The sequence below is a fragment of the Micromonospora sp. SD12 genome, from assembly GCF_052068495.1.
GTDB classification, from domain to species: Bacteria; Actinomycetota; Actinomycetes; order Mycobacteriales; family Micromonosporaceae; genus Micromonospora; species Micromonospora echinofusca.
Genome location: NZ_JBQHDF010000004.1, coordinates 229,056 through 247,918, shown reverse-complemented (window position 1 = coordinate 247,918; position 18,863 = coordinate 229,056). Strand labels below are relative to the sequence as shown.

The 18,863-nt window shown below is 74.6% G+C and carries 19 protein-coding genes; 16 read left to right on the top strand and 3 right to left on the bottom strand.

Annotated features, from left to right (window positions below):
- The first annotated feature begins 3 nt into the window (after positions 1–3).
- The 13 genes from ACTMS2_RS11030 to ACTMS2_RS10970 all read left to right on the top strand — a co-directional run bounded on the left by ACTMS2_RS11030 (position 4) and on the right by ACTMS2_RS10970 (position 13,746).
- Positions 4–297, top strand: coding sequence for a DUF503 domain-containing protein (locus ACTMS2_RS11030; protein WP_101414636.1), 294 nt, complete (start codon positions 4–6; stop codon positions 295–297).
- Between the two features lie 152 nt (positions 298–449).
- Positions 450–938, top strand: a complete 489-nt coding sequence (gene rbfA, locus ACTMS2_RS11025) for a 30S ribosome-binding factor RbfA (RefSeq protein WP_441175310.1) — start codon at positions 450–452, stop codon at positions 936–938.
- Between the two features lie 101 nt (positions 939–1,039).
- Positions 1,040–2,017: a DHH family phosphoesterase gene (locus ACTMS2_RS11020; protein WP_441175488.1), complete on the top strand. Its 978-nt coding sequence runs from the start codon at positions 1,040–1,042 to the stop codon at positions 2,015–2,017.
- An 86-nt stretch (positions 2,018–2,103) separates the two neighbouring features.
- Positions 2,104–2,511, top strand: coding sequence for a hypothetical protein (locus ACTMS2_RS11015; protein WP_441175309.1), 408 nt, complete (start codon positions 2,104–2,106; stop codon positions 2,509–2,511).
- Entirely contained in the window at positions 2,511–2,720 is a 210-nt protein-coding gene (locus ACTMS2_RS11010) for a DUF6186 family protein (RefSeq protein WP_207913944.1), read from the top strand. The genes ACTMS2_RS11015 and ACTMS2_RS11010 overlap by 1 nt, the downstream gene beginning before the upstream one ends.
- 1,700 nt (positions 2,721–4,420) lie before the next feature.
- Complete coding sequence (locus ACTMS2_RS11005; protein ID WP_441175308.1) at positions 4,421–5,743, top strand: MATE family efflux transporter; 1,323 nt, start codon at positions 4,421–4,423, stop codon at positions 5,741–5,743.
- A 97-nt stretch (positions 5,744–5,840) separates the two neighbouring features.
- Entirely contained in the window at positions 5,841–6,743 is a 903-nt protein-coding gene (gene truB / locus ACTMS2_RS11000) for a tRNA pseudouridine(55) synthase TruB (RefSeq protein ID WP_441175487.1), read from the top strand.
- Positions 6,744–6,805: 62 nt separating this feature from the next.
- Complete coding sequence (locus ACTMS2_RS10995) at positions 6,806–7,735, top strand: bifunctional riboflavin kinase/FAD synthetase (protein ID WP_363621189.1); 930 nt, start codon at positions 6,806–6,808, stop codon at positions 7,733–7,735.
- Positions 7,736–7,916: 181 nt separating this feature from the next.
- Complete coding sequence (rpsO, locus tag ACTMS2_RS10990; RefSeq protein WP_043962418.1) at positions 7,917–8,186, top strand: 30S ribosomal protein S15; 270 nt, start codon at positions 7,917–7,919, stop codon at positions 8,184–8,186.
- A gap of 226 nt (positions 8,187–8,412) precedes the next feature.
- Positions 8,413–10,797 carry a polyribonucleotide nucleotidyltransferase gene (locus ACTMS2_RS10985; protein ID WP_441175307.1) on the top strand — a complete coding sequence of 795 codons (2,385 nt, stop codon included), beginning with the start codon at positions 8,413–8,415 and terminating at the stop codon, positions 10,795–10,797.
- Between the two features lie 49 nt (positions 10,798–10,846).
- Positions 10,847–12,271 carry a M16 family metallopeptidase gene (locus tag ACTMS2_RS10980; protein WP_441175306.1) on the top strand — a complete coding sequence of 475 codons (1,425 nt, stop codon included), beginning with the start codon at positions 10,847–10,849 and terminating at the stop codon, positions 12,269–12,271.
- Positions 12,272–12,443: 172 nt separating this feature from the next.
- A complete protein-coding gene (gene dapB / locus ACTMS2_RS10975; protein WP_089001479.1) occupies positions 12,444–13,217 on the top strand; it encodes a 4-hydroxy-tetrahydrodipicolinate reductase in 774 nt (257 codons plus the stop codon).
- 46 nt (positions 13,218–13,263) lie between these two features.
- A complete protein-coding gene (locus ACTMS2_RS10970; RefSeq protein WP_441175305.1) occupies positions 13,264–13,746 on the top strand; it encodes a GNAT family N-acetyltransferase in 483 nt (160 codons plus the stop codon).
- An 80-nt stretch (positions 13,747–13,826) separates the two neighbouring features.
- On the opposite strand, the gene ACTMS2_RS10965 is transcribed toward ACTMS2_RS10970, so the two are convergent.
- Both ACTMS2_RS10965 and ACTMS2_RS10960 read right to left on the bottom strand, forming a co-directional pair.
- On the bottom strand, positions 13,827–14,207 hold the full coding sequence (locus ACTMS2_RS10965; RefSeq protein WP_441175304.1) for a VOC family protein: 381 nt from the start codon (positions 14,205–14,207) through the stop codon (positions 13,827–13,829).
- Positions 14,208–14,328: 121 nt separating this feature from the next.
- Complete coding sequence (locus tag ACTMS2_RS10960; RefSeq protein ID WP_441175303.1) at positions 14,329–14,979, bottom strand: N-acetyltransferase family protein; 651 nt, start codon at positions 14,977–14,979, stop codon at positions 14,329–14,331.
- Positions 14,980–15,014: 35 nt separating this feature from the next.
- On the opposite strand from ACTMS2_RS10960, the gene ACTMS2_RS10955 reads away from it, so the two are divergent.
- Positions 15,015–16,298, top strand: coding sequence for a glycosyltransferase 87 family protein (locus ACTMS2_RS10955; RefSeq protein ID WP_441175302.1), 1,284 nt, complete (start codon positions 15,015–15,017; stop codon positions 16,296–16,298).
- Here the strand turns inward: ACTMS2_RS10955 and ACTMS2_RS10950 are convergent.
- Positions 16,220–16,771, bottom strand: a complete 552-nt coding sequence (locus ACTMS2_RS10950) for an N-acetyltransferase family protein (protein WP_441175301.1) — start codon at positions 16,769–16,771, stop codon at positions 16,220–16,222. The two genes, ACTMS2_RS10955 and ACTMS2_RS10950, sit on opposite strands and share 79 nt — an antisense overlap.
- A 78-nt stretch (positions 16,772–16,849) precedes the next feature.
- On the opposite strand from ACTMS2_RS10950, the gene ACTMS2_RS10945 reads away from it, so the two are divergent.
- Both ACTMS2_RS10945 and ACTMS2_RS10940 read left to right on the top strand, forming a co-directional pair.
- Entirely contained in the window at positions 16,850–18,079 is a 1,230-nt protein-coding gene (locus tag ACTMS2_RS10945; RefSeq protein WP_441175300.1) for a winged helix-turn-helix domain-containing protein, read from the top strand.
- On the top strand, positions 18,076–18,756 hold the full coding sequence (locus ACTMS2_RS10940; RefSeq protein WP_441175299.1) for a DUF2752 domain-containing protein: 681 nt from the start codon (positions 18,076–18,078) through the stop codon (positions 18,754–18,756). Before ACTMS2_RS10945 ends, ACTMS2_RS10940 begins: the two co-directional genes overlap by 4 nt.
- The last annotated feature ends 107 nt before the right edge of the window (positions 18,757–18,863 follow it).

Genomic DNA, 18,863 nt, shown 5'->3' with positions numbered 1-18,863 from the left:
GCGATGTTCACCGGAACCGCGGTCTTCGACCTGCTGCTGCCGGGCGACTCCCGGTCGCTCAAGGCCAAGAGATCATACGTACGGCCGATCGTCGCGGCGTTGCGCCGCTTCGAGGTGTCGGCCGCCGAAGTGGGAGCGCTCGACCTGCACGGTCGGGCCGAGATAGCCGTGGCCGTGGTGGCCGCCGAGGCGTCGCACGTCCGCGAGGTGCTGGACTCCTGCGAGCGCCTGGTGGCCGGCCGGCCGGAGACCGAGCTGCTCTCGGTGCGCCGGCGGCTGTACGGCGAAGAGGACTGACCGGCGGCGCTGTCCGCCGAAGCCGGGACGGAGCCGGCGCCGCGCGACGCGGGTGGCCGCGCGGGTAGTGTTCGAGTTGTTGGGCCGTCGGCTCCGGGGCGCTCCGCGTCGCCGGACGGCGGCCGGGAGCGGGACGCCGTGGAGGTGGCGAGATGTCGGATCCGGCCAAGGTACGCCGGCACGCGGAGCGGGTGCGTGAACTGGTCGCGTCGGTGGTGCGTAGCCAGATCAAGGACCCCCGGCTCGGCATGATCACGATCACCGACGCCCGGATCACCGCCGATCTGCGCGACGCCACCGTCTTCTACACGGTGCTCGGCGACGCGGCGGCCCAGGCGGGCACGGCGGCGGCGCTGGAGAGCGCCAAGGGCATGCTGCGCAGCACCGTCGGCAAGGCGCTCGGTCTGCGGCACTCGCCGACGCTGACCTTCGTCCTGGACGACGTGCAGGATCAGGTCAAGCACATCGACGACCTGCTCGCCCAGGCCCGCAGCGCCGACGCCGAGGTGCAGCGCATCGCCGCCCGGGCCGAGTACGCGGGCGAGCCCCAGCCGTACCGGCTGGACGAGGACGAGGACGCCGACGAGGCGACCGCCGAGGACGCCGACGAGACCCCCTCGCGGGGCGGGGAAGCGCGGTGACCGAGCCCTCCGGCGGCCCGGCCGGTGGCGCCCTCGCCGAGGCGGCGCCACCGCTCGACGCCGGCCCGACCGAGGCGGACTGGACCGCCGCCGTCGCGGCCGTGCGGGACCTGCCGCCGGACGGGCGGGTGCTGCTGATCTGCCACGTCAACCCGGACGGGGACGCGCTGGGCAGCATGCTGGGCTTCGGGCTCGGGTTGCGCCGGCTCGGGGTGCGGCGGATGCAGGCGACGTTTCCCGGCCCGCCGGAGGTGCCGGAGCCGTTCCGGGGGCTGCCCGGGCTCGACCTGCTGGTGCCGGCGACCGAGGCGTACCCGGACCCGGACCTGGTCATCTGCTTCGACGCGGCCAGCGGGTCGCGCCTCGGCGAGCTGGTCGACCGGCTGGAGACCGCCCGCGCCGCGCTGGTGCTCGACCACCACGCGTCGAACACCCACTTCGGCCGGATCAACCTCGTGGACCCGCACGCGGCGGCCACCTCGGTGGTCGCCGAGGGGCTGCTCGGCCGCCTCGGCGTCGAGCTGGACGCCGGGATCGCGGAGTGCCTCTACGTCGCGCTGAGCACCGACACCGGCTCATTCCGGTTCGAGGCGACCACCCCGGCGGTGCACGAGCTGGCGGCACGCCTGCTGACCACCGGCATCCGGCCCGGTGACATCTCCCGCCGGGTCTTCGACACCCGGCCGTTCGGCGCCGTCCGCCTCTTCGGCGAGGTGCTCGGCCGGGCCCGCCTGGAGCCCGCCGTGGCCGCGGGGCACGGTCTGGTGTGGACGTACGCGACCCAGGACGACCTGGCCCGGCACGAACAGCGCCCGTACGTGCTGGAGCCGCTCATCGACTCGGTCCGGTGCACCGCCGAGGCCGACGTGAGCTGTGTGGTCAAGGAGACCGCGACCGGAGACTGGGCGGTGTCGATGCGCAGCAAGGGCGCGGTGGACGTCAGCCGGGTGGCGGTCGCCCTGGGCGGCGGCGGGCACCGCTTCGCCGCCGGCTTCACCGGTTCCGGCACGCTCGACGAGGTCGTCGGCCGGATCCGCGCGGAACTCGACGGCGCGCTGACCGGCGCCGGCCGGCACTGACCCGGACAGGCGGGCGCGGGAAGATCAGGGTGAGCCCGGGGAGTGTCCGTCTTCCCGGTTGCGGCGAGTACGGGGAGAATCGCGGGATGGAACAGCCCCACGACCTCACCGTCGAGGCGCCCCGCGCCTGGGACCGTCCCGCCGTCGCCGTGCCGGTGCTCGTCTGCCTCTCGTTGGTCGGCGGCCGGTTCCCGTCGTTCTCGACCGAGGCCAATCTCTGGACCCTCGGCACCGGCGGGGTGCTGATCTGGTTGGGCCTGAGCAACCGGGTGCCCCGGCGGCCCGCGCCGCGCCGGTTGGGCGCCCCGGCCGCCTGGTGGGCCCTGCCGGTGGTGGTCTTCGGGGTCTTCGAGGGGACCACGTTCGTCCTGGCGGCGGGGGACGACTTCCCCACCTTCTCGCGGCTGGCCGATCCGCTGCTGGAGGACCGCCTGGTCCGCTCGGCGGCCTGGCTGGGCTGGCTGGCGGCGTTCTGGGGACTGGTGCGGCGATGATGCGGATGTTGGCCATCGGTGGCTTCCTGGTCTCCCTGGTGCTCTTCGCCGCCGTCGAGTGGGCCGCCCGCCGCGAGGGCTCCCGGATCCCCACGCTCGGCGAGGTCTGCGCCTACGTGATGCGCTACGAGGTGGGCCCGGTGCCGGTCGGCCGGATCGGCCTGTTCGGCTTCTGGTGGTGGCTGGGCTGGCACTTCCTGGCCCGCTGAGCCGGCTCCACCCTGCCGGCCGGCGCCGCGCGGGCCGCCCCCGCCTGCGCGCTCGCCGGCCTGGCTCCGCGTCCCGGAAGAGCCGGCTCCGCGCTCGCTGACCTGGCTCCGCGCCCGCTGAGCCGGCTCCGCGTCCCGTGGGAGTGCCGTGCCGCGCGCCGGCTCCGGGCGAACATGAGTCCAGATCGCGGGAACACCGGGCAGTATGTGGAACTGAACGATAGCTTGGGAATCGGCCGGCGTCGTATGGCGGCGCTGGCCGTGGGCGGTGTCGCCACACCCGGCGGCGCCTCCCTCCAGGGTCGGACCGACCCGGGCTAACGCTGCCCACCAGCCGCTCCGGTGACCCCGGGCCGCTGCCGGGCGCAGAGCACGACCGCCCGTGAGGGCTGCCGCCCGACGGCTGCCCGCGCCCTGGAAGGGGACCACCATGCCCAGCAAGCCCAAGCCGCAGACCACCGACGAGGCCCGCGAGCAGATGCGCCGCGCACTGCAGACGTCCATGGACACCCGTCAGTGACATACGCCGACCGGCGGTGACGCTGCCGGCCTGCCGCGCCGACAGCGTCACCCCGCACCGGCCCTGAGCGCCATCCCCGCCCCACTCCGGGCCACCTCGTCCCACACCCTTCGTGCCCGTCCCGGCGCCCGCATGCCCAGCACGGGAGCCCGCGCCTCCTGGTGGCCCGGCCCGCGTGCCCGCCACGGAAGCCCGCGCCTTCTGGTAGCCCGGCACCGGGGCTGCGCCGACGGCCTGCCGCCTGCTTGGTGCCCTGCCGCTATGCCACACGCCCCGTCTGAGGCTGAGCCACGTCTGCGACGGCGGACGAACTCGGCGTAGAGCGCGGTCACCACCTGCTCGGTGCTCTGCCACCCGTCGCCTGCTGCCCGCTGCCCGCTGGCCGCCGCCCACCGTCTGCTGGCCGCCGCCCGCTGCCGTCCGATGCCTGCCTGTCGTCGGCTGGCCGCCTGCCGCCTGCCGCCTGCCGCCTGCCGCCTGCCGCCTGCCGCCTGCTGCCCGTCCCATGCCCGCCGGTCGTCGGCTGGCCGCCTGCCTGCCGCTGCCGCCACCCGCCTGCTGCGGGCCGGGTGGAATGTCCGCCCGCTGGGCGCTGGCGCAGTCGAGAGCGCTGGAACGCCCCGTGATCAGGACGCCATGGACCTGAAGGAGGCCGGGTAACGTCCATGGCGTCCTGATCACGGGGGCGCTCGCGCGGTGTCAGGCGGGGCGGTGGGGCTCGGGTCGGGTGAGGGGTCCCAGGACGGCCCTGGTCGCGCTGGTCGGGTTGCCGTCCGCGTCACGCGACACAGCGACGGGGTCGGCGGCCCGGCCGTGCCCGTCGGCCCCTGGTCCGCCCGTACCACGGCGGGGGCGCAGGCACCCAGGGCGGCACCGTCCCGTCCTGCTGCACGCCGGTCGTCGCCGGCGGCGGTGCCGCCGCGTCGTCTCATCGGCGCAGATGCCCGGGGAGACGGGGAGACGGGGAGTCGGTGAAGCGGCACCCAGGCGGAGCCGCGCGCCGCCGTACTGCTCGCGGGCTGGCTCGTCGGGGAGCCGTCGCCCGCGCCGGTGGCTCGTCGGGGGAGCGCGTCCAGTTCGGGCCGTGGAGGGGCGTCCAGCCGGCTCCGGACGGGCCGGCTCCCGGTAAGTGATCGGCTAGCTTGCGATCCTTACCGGTGCCGTGCCAGGATCGGCGGCGATGAGCCAATCCGTCGCCCTCGACCGGGCCGCCGCGCCCCGCCGGATCGCCGCGCTGGCCCTGCCGGCGCTGGTGGTGCTGGCCGCCGAACCGATCTACGTGCTCGTGGACACGGCGGTGGTCGGGCATCTCGGTCGGGTGCCGCTGGCCGCCCTCGCCGTCGGCGGGACGGTGCTGACGCTCATCGCCTGGCTCGGCACCGTCGTCGCGTACGGCACCACGGGGCGCTCGGCCCGACGCTTCGGGGCGGGTGACCGGGCGTCCGCCGTCGCCGAGGGCGTCCAGGCGTCGTGGCTCGCCCTGGCGGTGGGGGTGCTCGTCGCCCTCGGCATGCAGGTCGGCGGTGGGGCGTTGGCGCGTACCCTCGCCGGAGGCCCCGGCGAGGTGGCCGACGCCGCCGCGCAGTGGCTGCGGGTCGCGGCGCTCGGCGCGCCCGGCCTGCTGCTCGCCGCCGCCGGCAACGGCTGGCTGCGCGGCGTGCAGGACATGCGCCGACCGCTGGTGTTCGTGCTCGGCCCGAACCTGCTCTCCGCCGTGCTCTGCCCGCTGCTGGTCTATCCGGCCGGGCTGGGCCTGGTCGGCTCCGCCGTGGCCAACGTCATCGCGCAGACCATCTGCGGGGCGCTCTTCGCCGGGGCGCTGGTCGCCGAACGGGTGTCGCTGCGGCCCCGGCCCCGACTCATCGGGCAGCAACTGGCGCTCAGCCGGGACCTGCTGATCCGGGGCGTCGCGTTCCAGGCCAGCTTCCTCTCCGCCACCGCCGTCGCCGCCCGCTTCGGGGCCGCCGCCGTCGGCGCGCACCAGATCGCCCTGCAACTGTGGTTCTTCACCGCCCTGGTGCTCGACGCGCTCGCCATCGCCGCCCAGTCGCTGGTCGGCGCGGCCCTCGGGGCCGGCGACGCCGCCGCGGCCCGGGACGTCGCCCGCCGGATCGGGCTGCTCGGCGGCGTCTGCGGCGTGGCGTTCGCCGTGCTCATCGCCGCCGGCGCCGGCGTGGTCCCCGGCTGGTTCAGCTCCGATCCGCAGGTACGCGAGCAGGCCATGCTCGCCTGGCCGTGGTTCGTGGCGATGCAGCCGCTGGCGGGCGTCGTGTTCGCCCTCGACGGTGTGCTGATCGGCGCCGGGGACGTCCGCTACCTGCGCAACCTCACCATCGTGGCCGCGCTCGGCGGCTTCCTGCCCGCCATCTGGCTGGCGTACGGGCTCGGCCTCGGCCTCGGCGGCATCTGGGCGGGGCTCACGCTGTTCGTGGTGATCCGGCTGGTGGCCCTGCTGCTGCGGCTGCGCTCCGGGGGCTGGGTCGTGGTCGGCGCGGTGCGCTGAGCCGCGCCCCGGCGACCAGGACGGGCGTCCAGGACGTGGACGCCGCGACGGCTGTCCGCCCGACCCCGTACGGCGGCGGCGGGGCGTCCGGCCCGGTCTGGCAGGCTTGGGTGTCGTGAGCACAGACGGTCTGATCGTGGTCGACAAGCCCGGCGGCATGACGTCGCACGACGTGGTGGCGCGCATCCGCCGGTTGGCGCGGACCCGCCGGGTGGGGCACGGCGGCACCCTCGACCCGATGGCGACCGGCGTCCTGGTGATCGGGGTCGGGCGGGCCACCCGCCTGCTCACCTACGTGATCGGCGCGCACAAGAGCTACACCGCCACCGTCCGGCTCGGCCAGGCCACCGTCACCGACGACGCCGAGGGCGACGTGATCGCCACCACGCCCGCCGGCACGGTCACCGACGAGGCGATCCGGGCGGCGCTGGCCGCGTCGACCGGGGAGATTGACCAGGTGCCGAGCGCGGTCAGCGCCATCAAGATCGACGGGCAGCGGGCGTACAAGCGGGTGCGCGAGGGGGAGAGCGTCGAGCTGCCCGCCCGCCGGGTCACCGTGTCCCGGCTGGAACTGCTGGCGGTACGCCGCGACGCGCCGGACGTCGTGGACGTGGACATCGACGTGACCTGCTCCTCGGGGACGTACATCCGGGCGATCGCCCGCGACGCGGGCCTGGCGCTCGGGGTGGGCGGCCACCTGACGGCGCTGCGCCGTACCGCCGTCGGGAACTTCGCCCTCGCGGAGGCCGCCACCCTCGACGAGCTGGAGCAGCGCGCCCCCGAGGTGGTGAACCTGCCGCTGGCCGCGGCGGCCGACCGGTTCTTCCCGCGCCGCGACGCCGGCGCCGACGAGGCGAAGGTGCTCTCCCACGGCGGGCCGCTCGACCCGGCGGGCATCGCCGGCCCGTACGCGGTCTTCGGCCCCGACGGCGGGCTGATCGCTATCGTCAGCGAGCGGGACGGCCGGGCCCGCGCGGAGATCGTGCTCGCCCCCGCCTGACGGGCACGGGGCGAAGGACCGGCGGCCGGCGCGGGCCGCCGCGGAGGCAGGGGAGGAGCGGCATGCAGCGGTGGCGGGGGTACGACGCGGCGCCCGGTGGCTGGGGGCGGTCGGTCGTCACCATCGGCGTCTTCGACGGCGTGCACAAGGGGCACCAGGCGACCATCGGGCACGCCGTGTCCCGGGCGCGCGAGCTGGGCGTGCAGTCGGTGGTGGTCACCTTCGACCCGCACCCGGCCGAGGTGGTGCGCCCCGGCTCGCACCCGGCGGTGCTCACCGAGACCGCCCGCAAGGCGGAGCTGATCGAGGCGCTCGGCGTGGACGTGCTCTGCGTGGTGCCGTTCACCCCGGAGTTCTCCCGGCTGCCCGCCGAGGCGTTCGTGCACGACATCCTCGTCGAGCACCTGCACGCCGCCCTGGTCGTGGTGGGCGACAACTTCCGCTTCGGGCACAAGGCCGCCGGCGACGTGGCGCTGCTGGAGCGGCTCGGGCGCACCTTCGGCTTCGGCGTGGAGGGGGCGCCGCTCGTCGCCGAGGCGGGCACCGTCTTCTCCTCCACGTACATCCGCTCCTGCGTCGACGCCGGGGACGTGACGGCCGCCGCCGCCGCGCTCGGCCGCCCCCACCGGGTGGAGGGCGTGGTGGTCCGCGGCGACCAGCGGGGCCGCGAGCTGGGCTTCCCCACCGCCAACCTGCTCTGCCACCGGTACGCGGCGATCCCCGCCGACGGCGTCTACGCCGCCCGGCTGGTGCGCCGGGGCCACCCCGAGCCCCTGGCGGCGGCGGTGTCGGTCGGCACCAACCCGACGTTCTCCGGACGGGAGCGGCGGGTGGAGGCGTACGTGCTCGACTTCACCGGCGACCTGTACGGCGAGCGGCTGGCGCTGGACTTCGTGGCGCACCTGCGCGGGCAGATCCGCTACGACGCGATCGAGCCCCTGATCGCCCAGATGAACCAGGACGTCGAGCGGACCCGGCGCGTGCTCGGTTGACCGCGTCGCGGCCCTTGACAGGCCGCCATCCGGCCGGGCTGGTAGTCTGGCTGCGACGTCGGCTGACCGACGTGGGGCCTCGCGTGCCTGCACGACGCCGCGGGTGCGAGGTACCGGTCCGTTTCCGGTCCACTGACCGAGCCGACGGACATCATCGAACAACCCACGAAACAGGGAGAACATGGCGCTCGACCAGGAAGCCAAGGCCAAGATCCGCGCGGAGTACGCGACCGCCGAGGGCGACACCGGTTCGCCGGAGGTGCAGGTCGCGGTCCTCACCAAGCGGATCGCCGAGCTGACCGAGCACCTGAAGGTGCACAAGCACGACCACCACAGCCGCCGTGGGCTGCTGCTGCTGGTCGGCCGTCGCCGTCGGCTGCTCAACTACGTCCAGAAGAAGGACATCAACCGCTACCGGTCGCTCATCGAGCGGCTCGGTCTGCGCCGGTGACGTGACGGGGGAGTGGCCCGACCGGGCCGCTCCCCCGCTTCGCCGCCACACGAAAACCGGGCCGCGCGACCACCTGAAAAGGGAGCCGGTCAGCGTACCGGTCTCCGGTAGTGGCCCCCGGGCACCCCGGCCTCGCGCCGGCCACCCGGGCGCTTCGATCGAAGACCGGCCGTCTGAGCAGCTTCCCGCGTCGTGGGCCCCCGATGCGAAGGAGCACGACAGCACCATGACCGAGACCAACCTCGGCACCGAATCCCGCACCGCCGTGATCGACAACGGGTCCTTCGGCACCCGTGAGATCACCTTCTCCACCGGCCGGCTTGCCCGTCAGGCCGCCGGCTCCGTCGTCGCCCAGCTCGGCGAGACGGTCGTCCTCTCCGCCACCACCGCCGGCAAGCAGCCGAAGGAGCAGTTCGACTTCTTCCCGCTGACCGTCGACGTCGAGGAGCGGATGTACGCCGCGGGCCGCATCCCCGGCTCGTTCTTCCGCCGCGAGGGTCGCCCCAGCGAGGACGCGATCCTCACCTGCCGGCTGATCGACCGGCCGCTGCGCCCGTCGTTCGTCAAGGGCCTGCGCAACGAGGTCCAGGTCGTCGAGACCATCCTCGCGCTCGACCCGCAGCACCCCTACGACGTCGTGGCGATCAACGCCGCCTCGATGTCGACCAAGCTCTCCGGCCTGCCGTTCTCCGGCCCGATCGGGGCGACCCGGGTCGCGCACATCGATGGCCAGTGGGTCGCCTTCCCGACCCTGGAGGAGCTGGCCCGGGCCACCTTCGACATGGTCGTGGCCGGCCGCTCGCTGCCGGACGGCGACGTCGCGATCATGATGGTCGAGGCCGAGGCGACGCCGAACGCCGTGACCCTGATCGCGGGCGGCGCGACCGCGCCGACCGAGGAGATCGTGGCCAGCGGCCTGGAGGCCGCGAAGCCGGCGATCCGCGAGCTGTGCCGCGCGCAGGCCGAGCTGGCCGAGGTGGCCGCCAAGCCCGTCGCCGAGTTCCCGGTCTTCCTCGACTACCAGGACGACGTCTACGAGGCGGTGGCCGACCTGGCCCGCGCCGAGGTCGCCGAGGCCCTCCAGATCGCCGGCAAGGCCGACCGCGAGGAGGCCCTCGACCGGATCAAGGCCAAGGTCGCCGAGGAGCTCGGCGGTCGCTTCGAGGGCCGCGAGAAGGAGCTCGGCGCCGCCTTCCGGTCGCTCACCAAGTCCGAGGTGCGCAACCGGGTGCTGCGCGAGCAGGTCCGCATCGACGGCCGCGGCCCGCGCGACATCCGCCCGCTGACCGCCGAGGTCGGCGTGCTGCCCCGGGTGCACGGTTCGGCGCTGTTCGAGCGTGGCGAGACCCAGATCCTGGGCGTCACCACCCTCAACATGCTGCGCATGGAGCAGATGGTGGACACCCTGTCCCCGGAGAACCGCAAGCGCTACATGCACAACTACAACTTCCCGCCGTACTCGACCGGTGAGACCGGCCGGGTCGGCTCGCCGAAGCGGCGCGAGATCGGCCACGGCGCGCTCGCCGAGCGGGCGCTGATCCCGGTGCTGCCGTCGCGCGAGGAGTTCCCGTACGCCATCCGGCAGGTCTCCGAGGCGCTCGGCTCCAACGGCTCCACCTCGATGGGCTCGGTCTGCGCCTCGACGCTGGGCCTGCTCTCCGCCGGTGTGCCGCTGAAGGCGCCGGTGGCCGGCATCGCCATGGGCCTCATCTCCGACGAGGTGGACGGCAAGACCCAGTACGTGACGCTGACCGACATCCTCGGTGCCGAGGACGCGTTCGGCGACATGGACTTCAAGGTCGCCGGCACGCCGGAGTTCGTCACCGCGCTCCAGCTCGACACCAAGCTCAACGGCATCCCGTCGGACGTGCTGGCCGCCGCGCTTCAGCAGGCGTACGAGGCCCGGCAGACCATCCTCGACGTGATGCAGGCGGCGATCGAGGGCCCGGCCGAGATGTCGGAGTACGCCCCGCGGGTCACCACCGTCAAGATCCCGGTCGACAAGATCGGCATGGTGATCGGCCCGAAGGGGCAGACCATCAACGCCATCCAGGACGAGACCGGCGCCGAGATCTCCATCGAGGACGACGGCACCATCTACGTCGGCGCCACCAACGGCCCGTCGGCCCAGGCGGCGGTGGACCGGATCAACGGGATCGCCAACCCGACGCTGCCGAAGGCCGGGGAGCGGTTCCTCGGCACGGTGGTCAAGACCGCCGCGTTCGGCGCGTTCATCTCGCTGCTGCCGGGTCGGGACGGCCTGCTGCACATCTCCAAGGTGGGCGACGGCAAGCGGGTCGAGAAGGTCGAGGACTTCCTCAACGTCGGCGACCGGGTCGAGGTCGAGATCGCGGACATCGACGCCCGCGGCAAGATCTACCTGGACAAGGTCCGCCCGGAGGGCGCCGAGGCGCCGGCCGCCGGCGAGGCCGCCGGTGGCGAGCGTCCGGCCGGCCGGGACCGCGACGACCGGGCTCCGCGTGACCGGGGCGACCGGGAGCGCGGCGGCGACCGGGGCGGTCGTGGCCCGGGCGGCGGCGAGCGCGGCGAGGGCGGCGGCGAGGGTGGCGAGGGCGGCGAGCGTCCGCGCCGCCGCACCCGACGCAGCTGACCCACCGCACCATCGCATCACCCACCCCTCGTCGATCTGGGAGCAACACGTGAGTCGGGCCGTCAGCGCGCCGTTTCCGCCGGATCGACGAGGGGTGGCGTCCGTCCCGGGCCCCGCGGGGGCCTTGCGCCGCAGCACCGGGGCGGCCCGCTCCGGCGGCGCCGCCCGGGCGGTGACCCGCACGATCAGCGACGACCCGCTGGGCGGCACGGTACGACGTACCGTGCTGCCCAGCGGGCTGCGCGTGCTTACCGAGGCGATCCCGGCGATGCGCAGCGTCTCGTTCGGCGTCTGGGTCGCGGTCGGCTCGCGCGACGAGACCGGCCCGCAGGCCGGCGCGGCGCACTTCCTGGAGCACCTGCTGTTCAAGGGCACCAACAAGCGCAGCGCGCTCGACATCTCCGCCGAGATCGAGGCGGTGGGCGGCGAGACCAACGCCTTCACCACCAAGGAATACACCTGCTACTACGCCCGCGTGCTGGACGAGGACCTGCCGCTGGCCATCGACGTCATGTGCGACGCGGTCGCCGACTCGCTGCTGGAGCCGGCCGACGTGGAGACCGAGCGGGGCGTGATCCTCGAGGAGATCGCCATGCACGACGACGAGCCCGGCGACGAGGTGCACGACCTCTTCGCCCGCGCCGCCTACGGCGACCATCCGCTGGGCCGGCTGATCTCCGGCACCGAGGAGACCGTCACGCCGATGACCCGGCGGCAGATCCAGGGCTTCTACCGCCGCCACTACACGCCGTCGCGGATCGTCATCGCCGCTGCCGGCAACCTCGACCACGCCACGGTGGTCAAGCTGGTCCGCCAGGCGCTGCGCGGCACCCCGCTGGACACCGACCCGGCGGCGCCCGCGTCGCACCGGTCGGCCACCCCGGCCGTACGCACGAAGCCCGCCACCACGCTGGTGGAGCCGAAGGAGACCGAGCAGGCGCACGTCATCCTCGGCTGCCCCGGCATCGACCGGCTCGACGAGCGGCGCTTCGCCCTCGGCGTGCTCAACAACATCCTCGGCGGCGGCATGTCGAGCCGGCTGTTCCAGGAGATCCGCGAGCGGCGCGGCCTCGCCTACTCGGTCTACTCCTACGCCAGCCAGTACGCCGACACCGGCCTCTTCGCCGTCTACGCCGGCTGCGCGCCCGGCAAGGTCGACGAGGTGCTGGAGCTGACCCGGGCGGAACTCGCGCGGGTGGCGGCCGACGGCCTGACCGAGGCCGAGGTGGCCCGGGGCAAGGGTATGAGCAAGGGCTCGTTCGTGCTGGGCCTGGAGGACACGGGCTCGCGGATGAGCCGGCTCGCCAAGGGCGAGCTGCTCTACGGCCATCTGATGCCGGTCGACGAGCTGCTCGGCCGGGTCGACGCGGTCACCGTGGCCGACGTCAACACCCTGGCCGCCGAGCTGCTGAGCCGGCCGATGTCGCTGGCCGTGGTCGGCCCGTTCGGCGCGAACGACTTCGCCACCCGCTGACCCGTCCCGCGCTCCTGCCCGGCACCGGCCCGCGCGGATGCGCGTCCCCGGCGGCTGACGGTCGGCCCGGGTGGGTTCGTGCCGGCGGCTGACGGTGATCGCGGGTGGGTGCGTGCCGGCGGCTGACGGTCCGCCCGGATGCGCGCGTCCCGATTGGGATAGGTTGTGCCCCGTGAGTGACGAGCAGGAGAAGAGCCCGGACGAGCTGATCCGGGTCGGCGTGCTGGGCGCCCGGGGGCGCATGGGCGTCGAGGTGTGCCGGGCCGTGGACGCCGCCGCCGACATGGAACTGGTGGCCATGGTCGACCAGGGCGACGGCCTCTTCGCCGCGTCCGACGCCGGGGCCGAGGTGGTCGTCGACTTCACCACCCCCGACGTCGTCATGGACCACCTGCACTGGTGCATCGACCAGGGCATCAACGCCGTCGTCGGCACCACCGGCTTCACCGAGCAGCGGCTGGAGCGGGTGCGCGGCTGGCTGGCCCACAAGCCCGGGGTGGGCGTGGTGATCGCCCCCAACTTCGGCATCGGCGCGGTGCTGATGATGCAGTTCGCCGCCCGCGCCGCCCGGCACTTCGAGTCGGTCGAGATCGTCGAGCAGCACCACCCCCGCAAGCTGGACGCCCCGAGCGGCACCGCCACGCACACCGCGCGGCTGGTCGCGGCCGCCCGCGCCGAGGCTGGGCTCGGCCCCGTCCCGGACGCCACGAAGGACGAGGTCGCGGGCGCCCGGGGCGCCGACATCGACGGGGTACGCGTGCACGCCGTGCGCGCCACCGGGCTCGTCGCCCACCAGGAGGTGCTCTTCGGCACCGTGGGGGAGACGTTGACGATCCGGCACGACTCGTACGACCGGGTCTCGTTCATGCCGGGCGTGCTGCTGGCCGTCCGCGCGGTCCGCACCCGGCCCGGGCTGACGGTCGGCCTGGACGCCCTGCTCGACTGACGGTAAACCCTTCGCGGAGCACCCGGGCCGTCCCTAGGCTGCCCGGGTGATCGAATCTGGACTCTCCGACGGGGCCGGGCGCCGGGTCACCCTGCGCCCCGTGGACGACGACAACTGGCGGGCGGTGGCCGATGTCGCCCCGCGTGACGACCAGCGGGCGTGGGTCGCGGCGCTGGCCGCCCGCTACCTGCTGCTGACCACGCGCTCCGACGTGTGGAACTCGCTGGCGGTGTACGCGGACGACACCGTCGTCGGGCACGTCATGTGGGGCGTCGACGACGACGGGTCGCGCTGGATCGGCGGCATGGTGATCGACGCGGCCGAGCAGGACCGGGGCGTCGGCCGGGCGGTCGTGCGCACCCTGGCCGCGTGGCTGGGCGACCAGGACGGTGGACACCCCGTCCGGCTCTCCTACCATCCCGACAACGCCCAGGCCGCCCGCCTCTACACGAGCCTCGGCTTCGTGCCCACGGGGGCGATGGAGGACGACGAGCTGGTCGTCGAGCTCCCGCCGTCCGCGCGGAGCTGAGCTGACCGCGCACCTGGCCCGACCCGGCCTGGGCTCGCCCTGACCGCCCGGGCCCGGCCTCGCCCGCCCGGGACGGCGGGTCAGCCCTCCTCGATCACGGACAGGATGTTGCCGGCCGGGTCGGTGAACCACGCGATCGTCGGCCCGTTGTCGCGCATCACGCCCCGCTCGTCCTGGGGCATCCCGGGATAGCGCGCGAACCGGACCCCGCGCGCGGTCAGCTCGTCGACGGCCCGGTCGACGTCCTCGACGGGGAAGTTGAGGACCGTGTAGGCCGCCGGGGTGTGGTCCGCCTTCGGATAGACCATGACGTCCCGGCCGCCGGCCAGGTGCAGCGTCAGCAGGCCGCCCATGGCGTCGTCGCGCGACACCCGCAGCCCGAGCGTGTCGGTGTAGAACCGCTCGGCCTGCCCGGCGTCGTCCACCGAGAAACTGCTCCACGCCCTCGTGTCCGTGAACATGCCCGATGCCTCCCTGTCGTGGACGCCGTCACCGCGACCATGAGGTCACCGTAGGCGACGCCCACGACGGTTTCCGGCGGAACGTGGGCACCGCGTGGCGTGCTCCGGGAACGCCGGTCGGTCAGTCCCCGGGCGTCGCGGGCGACGACTCGTCGGGCCGCAGGTCCGGTAGCGTCGCCTCGGCGGGCGTCGCGTCCGCCGGGTCCGCGTCACCGGGCACCGCCACGTGCAGGCGCACCTGCCCGACGAGCATGTCCTCCACGTCCAGCGCGCGGGCCGCCCCGTCGAGCTCCCAGCCGGTGCTGGTGAGGAACTTCCGGGTCGCCGCGTCGCCGTCGAAGGCCCAGGCCAGCGCGCGGGTGAACCCGTCGGCACGCCACAGGTCGACGGTCGCGGCGAGCAGCCGGCTGCCGTGCCCCCGCCGGCCCCAGCGCGGCTCCACCAGCAGGTCCGTCACCGCCGCGACGTCCGGCCCGAGGACCTCCGCCGGCTCGCCCGGCGCGAGCGCCTCGGCGTCGGCCGGACCGGAGGCGGCGAACCCCACCAGATACGATTGCTCGGCCTGTTCGACGGCGACCAGCACCCGATGGGCGCCGGAGGGCGGCTCCTGCACGGCCGCGCTCCACCGACGGGCGAGCCACGCCTCGTCCAGGTTGTCGAGCACGTGCCGGGGCAGGATCCGGCGATAGGCGACCCGCCAGGTCGCGAGTTGGATGCGTGCGATCTCGCCGGCGTCTTCCGGACGCGCCGGGCGGACGTACCCGAGAGCCATGGGACGGAAGCCTACGCAGGGCCAGGGAGGCGATGGTGGCGCAGGGTGCCAGAAGGACGATCGGGCAGGTCACCGGCGTCGTCGGGCTCGCCGCTGCGGTGAGCGCCTTCCTCTCCGTGGCCGCCGTCCGGCACGGCTTCTTCGACCTCAAGGTCTACTACGGCGCGCTGACGTGGTGGGTGCACGACGGCGGCGAGATCTACGACTTCCTCAAGCCCGGCACCCAGTACGGCTTCACCTACCCGCCCTTCGCCGCCCTGGTGATGCTGCCCATGGCGTACCTGCCGTGGACGGCGGCGATCGCGGTCAGCGTGGCGGCCAGCGTGGTGGTGACCGCCGTGCTGTTCTGGTGGCTGGTCGACCCGATCTCCCGCCGCTGCGGCTGGACCCGCTGGTTCGCCCTCGCCGTGGCGCTCTGCCTGGCCGCCGCGTACGAGCCGATGCGCGAGACGGTCAACTTCGGCCAGGTCAACATGCTGCTGCTCTTCCTGGTCGCGATCGACCTGCTTCGGCTGCTGCCGGCCGGCAGCCGGTGGGCGGGCGTGGGCATCGGCCTGGCCACCGCGATCAAGCTGACCCCGGGCATCTTCATCGTCTACCTGCTGGTGACCCGCCGCTGGCGGGCCGCGGTCACCTCGATGGCCGCCGCGGCCGGCACGACGCTGCTGGCCGCCGCGCTCTTCCCGGACGCCTCGCGGGAGTTCTGGACGGAGGCGCTGTGGAACACCGGCCGGGTCGGTGAGCTGGCCTTCGTCTCCAACCAGTCGCTGCGCGGCGTGGTCGCCCGGCTGAACCCGGAACACCCGAGCACCCTGGCCTGGCTGGCCCTGGTGCTCGCCACCCTGGCGCTGTGGGCCTGGCGCTCCCGCGCCGCCGTGGCCGCCGGCGACGAGGCGACCGGCCTGGCGCTCACCGGCGCGGTGATGTGCCTGGTCAGCCCGGTCACCTGGGTGCACCACCTGGTCTGGCTGCTGCCCGCGCTGATCCTGCTGGTGGACAACGGGATGGCCGCGTCCGCGGGCAGCCGCCGGCGCCGCGTCCTGCTGGGCGCCGCGATCGTCGGGTACGGCTTCCTGATCAGTCGGATCGTCTGGGCCTGGGAGAAGGACTTCACGGGCCTCGACGGCTTCCTCGGCAGCAACACCTACGTCTGGATCAGCCTGGCGCTGCTGGCGTTCCTGCCCATCCGGCGCCGGGCGACGGCAGCCGACTCAGCCGTCGCCGGGCGGAGCCGGCCGGGTCAGCCGTCGAGACGGCCGGCGTACCGCAGCTCGATCAGTCCGACCGGCGCAGCCCCGCCGGCCAGCGGCACCGGATAGGTCGAGCGCTCACCGTCCGGTGACAGCCCGGCCCGCTCGTAGAACCGGCGGGCCCGGTGGTTGGCCTCCAGCACCCAGAGCCGGTAGTCCGACCAGCCCCGTGCGACCAGCCCGGCCCGCGCGGCGGTCAGCAGCGCCCGCGCCGTGCCGTCGCCCCAGTACGCCGGCTCGACGTACATCGCCACCACCTCGCCGTGCGCGGCGTCGAGGTCGCCCCGGTCCTGGTTGTTGCGGTACGGGCCGAACGTCGTGAACCCGACCAGCGCCCCGTCGACCTCGGCGAGCAGGGTGGTGAACGGGTGCTCCGGGTCGGCGGTGCCGACGTCCCGGCGGCGCTGTGCCCAGGCCGTGACGTTGAGCCGCCGCAGCACCTCCTCGGGCATGATGCCGGCGTAGCCGGCCTGCCAGCCGTGGATGTGCACCCGGGCGACCGCCTCGGCGTCGTCGGGCTCCTCGCGACGGATCGTGAGCATGCGTCCGTTGTATGCCCCGGCGGGACACCGGTCCAGCGTCCGCACCGGTGTCGTACGTCTGGATTAGGGTGCCCGACGATGACCGCGCCGGAATCGCTCTCGCTCGCCCAGGCACGCCGGGTGGCGCTCGCCGCCCAGGGCTTCGCCGACCCCGCGCCCACCGGGGTGCCCACCCGCCGGCACCTGCGCCGGGTGCTCGACCGGGTCGGGCTGATCCAGATGGACTCGGTCAACGTGCTGCAACGGGCGCACTACCTGCCGCTCTACAGCCGTCTCGGGCCCTACCCGACGTCGCTGCTCGACGCCGCCGCCTACCGCCGCCCCCGGGAGCTGTTCGAATACTGGGGGCACGAGGCGTCGCTGGTGCCCGTCGGGCTGCACCCCGCGCTGCGCTGGCGGATGGCCCGGGCCCGCGCGGAGGCCTGGGGCGGGATGCGGCGCATCGTCGAGGAGCAGCCCGACCTGGTCGCCTGGGTCCGCGACGAGGTGGCCGCCCGGGGGCCGCTCACGGCCGCCGACATCGAGCACGACGCGCCCCGGGAGACCGGCAACTGGGGGTGGAACTGGTCCGCGGTGAAGCGGGCGCTGGAGTTCCTGTTCTGGGCGGGGGAGGTGACGGCCGCCGACCGCACCACGTCGTTCGCCCGCCGCTACGACCTGCCGGAGCGGGTGCTGCCGGCAGCGGTGCTCGACGCGCCCACGCCGACCGACGCGGAGGCCCACCGCGCGCTGGTGGGCATCGCCGCGCGGTCGCTCGGGGTGGCCGCCGAGCCGGAGCTGCGCGACTACTTCCGGCTGCCGGTGGCCGGCGCCCGGCAGGCCATCGCCGAGCTGGTCGAGGCGGGTGAGCTGCTGCCGGTCGCCGTGCAGGGTTGGCGGCGGCCCGCCTGGCTGCACGCCGGGATGCGCCTGCCCCGCTGGGTGCGCGGCAACACCCTGGTCAGCCCGTTCGACCCCCTGGTCTGGGAGCGGGCGCGCACCGAGCGGCTCTTCGACTTCAGCTACCGCATCGAGATCTACGTGCCGGCGGCGCAGCGGGTGCACGGCTACTACGTGCTGCCCTTCCTCCAGGGGGAGCGGTTCACCGCCCGGGTCGACCTGAAGGCCGACCGGAAGGCCGGCGTGCTGCTGGTGCCGGCCGCGTGGGGCGAGCCGGGCGTCGACCGGGGCGAGACCGCCCTGGCGCTCGCCGCCGAGCTGCACCGCCTCGCCGGCTGGCTGGGGCTCGACGCGGTGGCCCCGCCCGCCGCCGGCGACCTGGCCGCGCCGCTGGCCGCCGCGCTGGTGGGCGTGGCCGGTGTACGGTGAGCGACGTGACGAGCGTTGACGGACCGGCCTCCCCGTCGCATCCGCAGACGGGCGGGCTCGACGCCCCGCCCCAGGCGGGCCAGGCGGCACCGGCCGGCGGACGGCCCACGGACCAGGCGCCGCCCCACCCGGGTTCGCCCTATCCGGATTCGCCCCACCCCGGGGCGGCCTACCCGGATTCGCCCCACCCCGGGGCGGCCTACCCGGGGGCGGCCTACCCCGTCGCCGAGCCCGACCGGCTCACCCGCTTCGTCGTCCGCCTCTACGACCGCTCACCGCGCTGGGCCGTGCCGCTCGCCGCGCTCGGCTGCGTCGCCGCCGGCATCGGCTACGCGCTGATCAGCGACCCCACGCGCTCCGCGTCGGACGCCGCGCCGACCTGCCTGCTCAAGCTCACCACCGGGCTGGACTGCCCGGGCTGCGGCGGCACCCGCGCGCTCTGGTACGTCCTGCACGGCGACCTGCCGGCCGCCGCCCGGCACCACTTCCTCTTCGTCTTCGCGCTGCCCTTCCTGGCCTACCTCTTCGTCGCCTGGGCCGGGAAGCAGGCGTTCGGCTGGCGCCTGCCCGAGCTGCGGATCAGCTCCCGGGTGATCGGCGTCTTCCTGGCCGCCTGGCTCGCGTTCACGATCCTGCGCAACCTGCCCTGGGCGCCTTTCACCTCCCTCTACGTCTGACCCTCGACCCGCGCCTGGCCCGACGTCCACGCCTGCCGGCCGGCGGTGGCGCTGGGCCCGACGTCCGCGCCTTCGCCGGCCGGTCGCGCCTACGAACCTGCCGCCAC

What these genes read in the sequence shown, in the direction of transcription:
- ACTMS2_RS11030 (WP_101414636.1), top strand. Translation starts at nt 4, where the DNA reads ATGTTCACCGGAACCGCGGTCTTCGACCTGCTGCTGCCGGGCGACTCC.
- rbfA (WP_441175310.1), top strand. Translation starts at nt 450, where the DNA reads ATGTCGGATCCGGCCAAGGTACGCCGGCACGCGGAGCGGGTGCGTGAA.
- ACTMS2_RS11015 (WP_441175309.1), top strand. Translation starts at nt 2,104, where the DNA reads ATGGAACAGCCCCACGACCTCACCGTCGAGGCGCCCCGCGCCTGGGAC.
- ACTMS2_RS11010 (WP_207913944.1), top strand. Translation starts at nt 2,511, where the DNA reads ATGCGGATGTTGGCCATCGGTGGCTTCCTGGTCTCCCTGGTGCTCTTC.
- ACTMS2_RS11005 (WP_441175308.1), top strand. Translation starts at nt 4,421, where the DNA reads ATGAGCCAATCCGTCGCCCTCGACCGGGCCGCCGCGCCCCGCCGGATC.
- ACTMS2_RS10995 (WP_363621189.1), top strand. Translation starts at nt 6,806, where the DNA reads ATGCAGCGGTGGCGGGGGTACGACGCGGCGCCCGGTGGCTGGGGGCGG.
- rpsO (WP_043962418.1), top strand. Translation starts at nt 7,917, where the DNA reads ATGGCGCTCGACCAGGAAGCCAAGGCCAAGATCCGCGCGGAGTACGCG.
- ACTMS2_RS10985 (WP_441175307.1), top strand. Translation starts at nt 8,413, where the DNA reads ATGACCGAGACCAACCTCGGCACCGAATCCCGCACCGCCGTGATCGAC.
- ACTMS2_RS10965 (WP_441175304.1), bottom strand. Translation starts at nt 14,207, where the DNA reads ATGTTCACGGACACGAGGGCGTGGAGCAGTTTCTCGGTGGACGACGCC.
- ACTMS2_RS10960 (WP_441175303.1), bottom strand. Translation starts at nt 14,979, where the DNA reads ATGGCTCTCGGGTACGTCCGCCCGGCGCGTCCGGAAGACGCCGGCGAG.
- ACTMS2_RS10950 (WP_441175301.1), bottom strand. Translation starts at nt 16,771, where the DNA reads ATGCTCACGATCCGTCGCGAGGAGCCCGACGACGCCGAGGCGGTCGCC.
- ACTMS2_RS10945 (WP_441175300.1), top strand. Translation starts at nt 16,850, where the DNA reads ATGACCGCGCCGGAATCGCTCTCGCTCGCCCAGGCACGCCGGGTGGCG.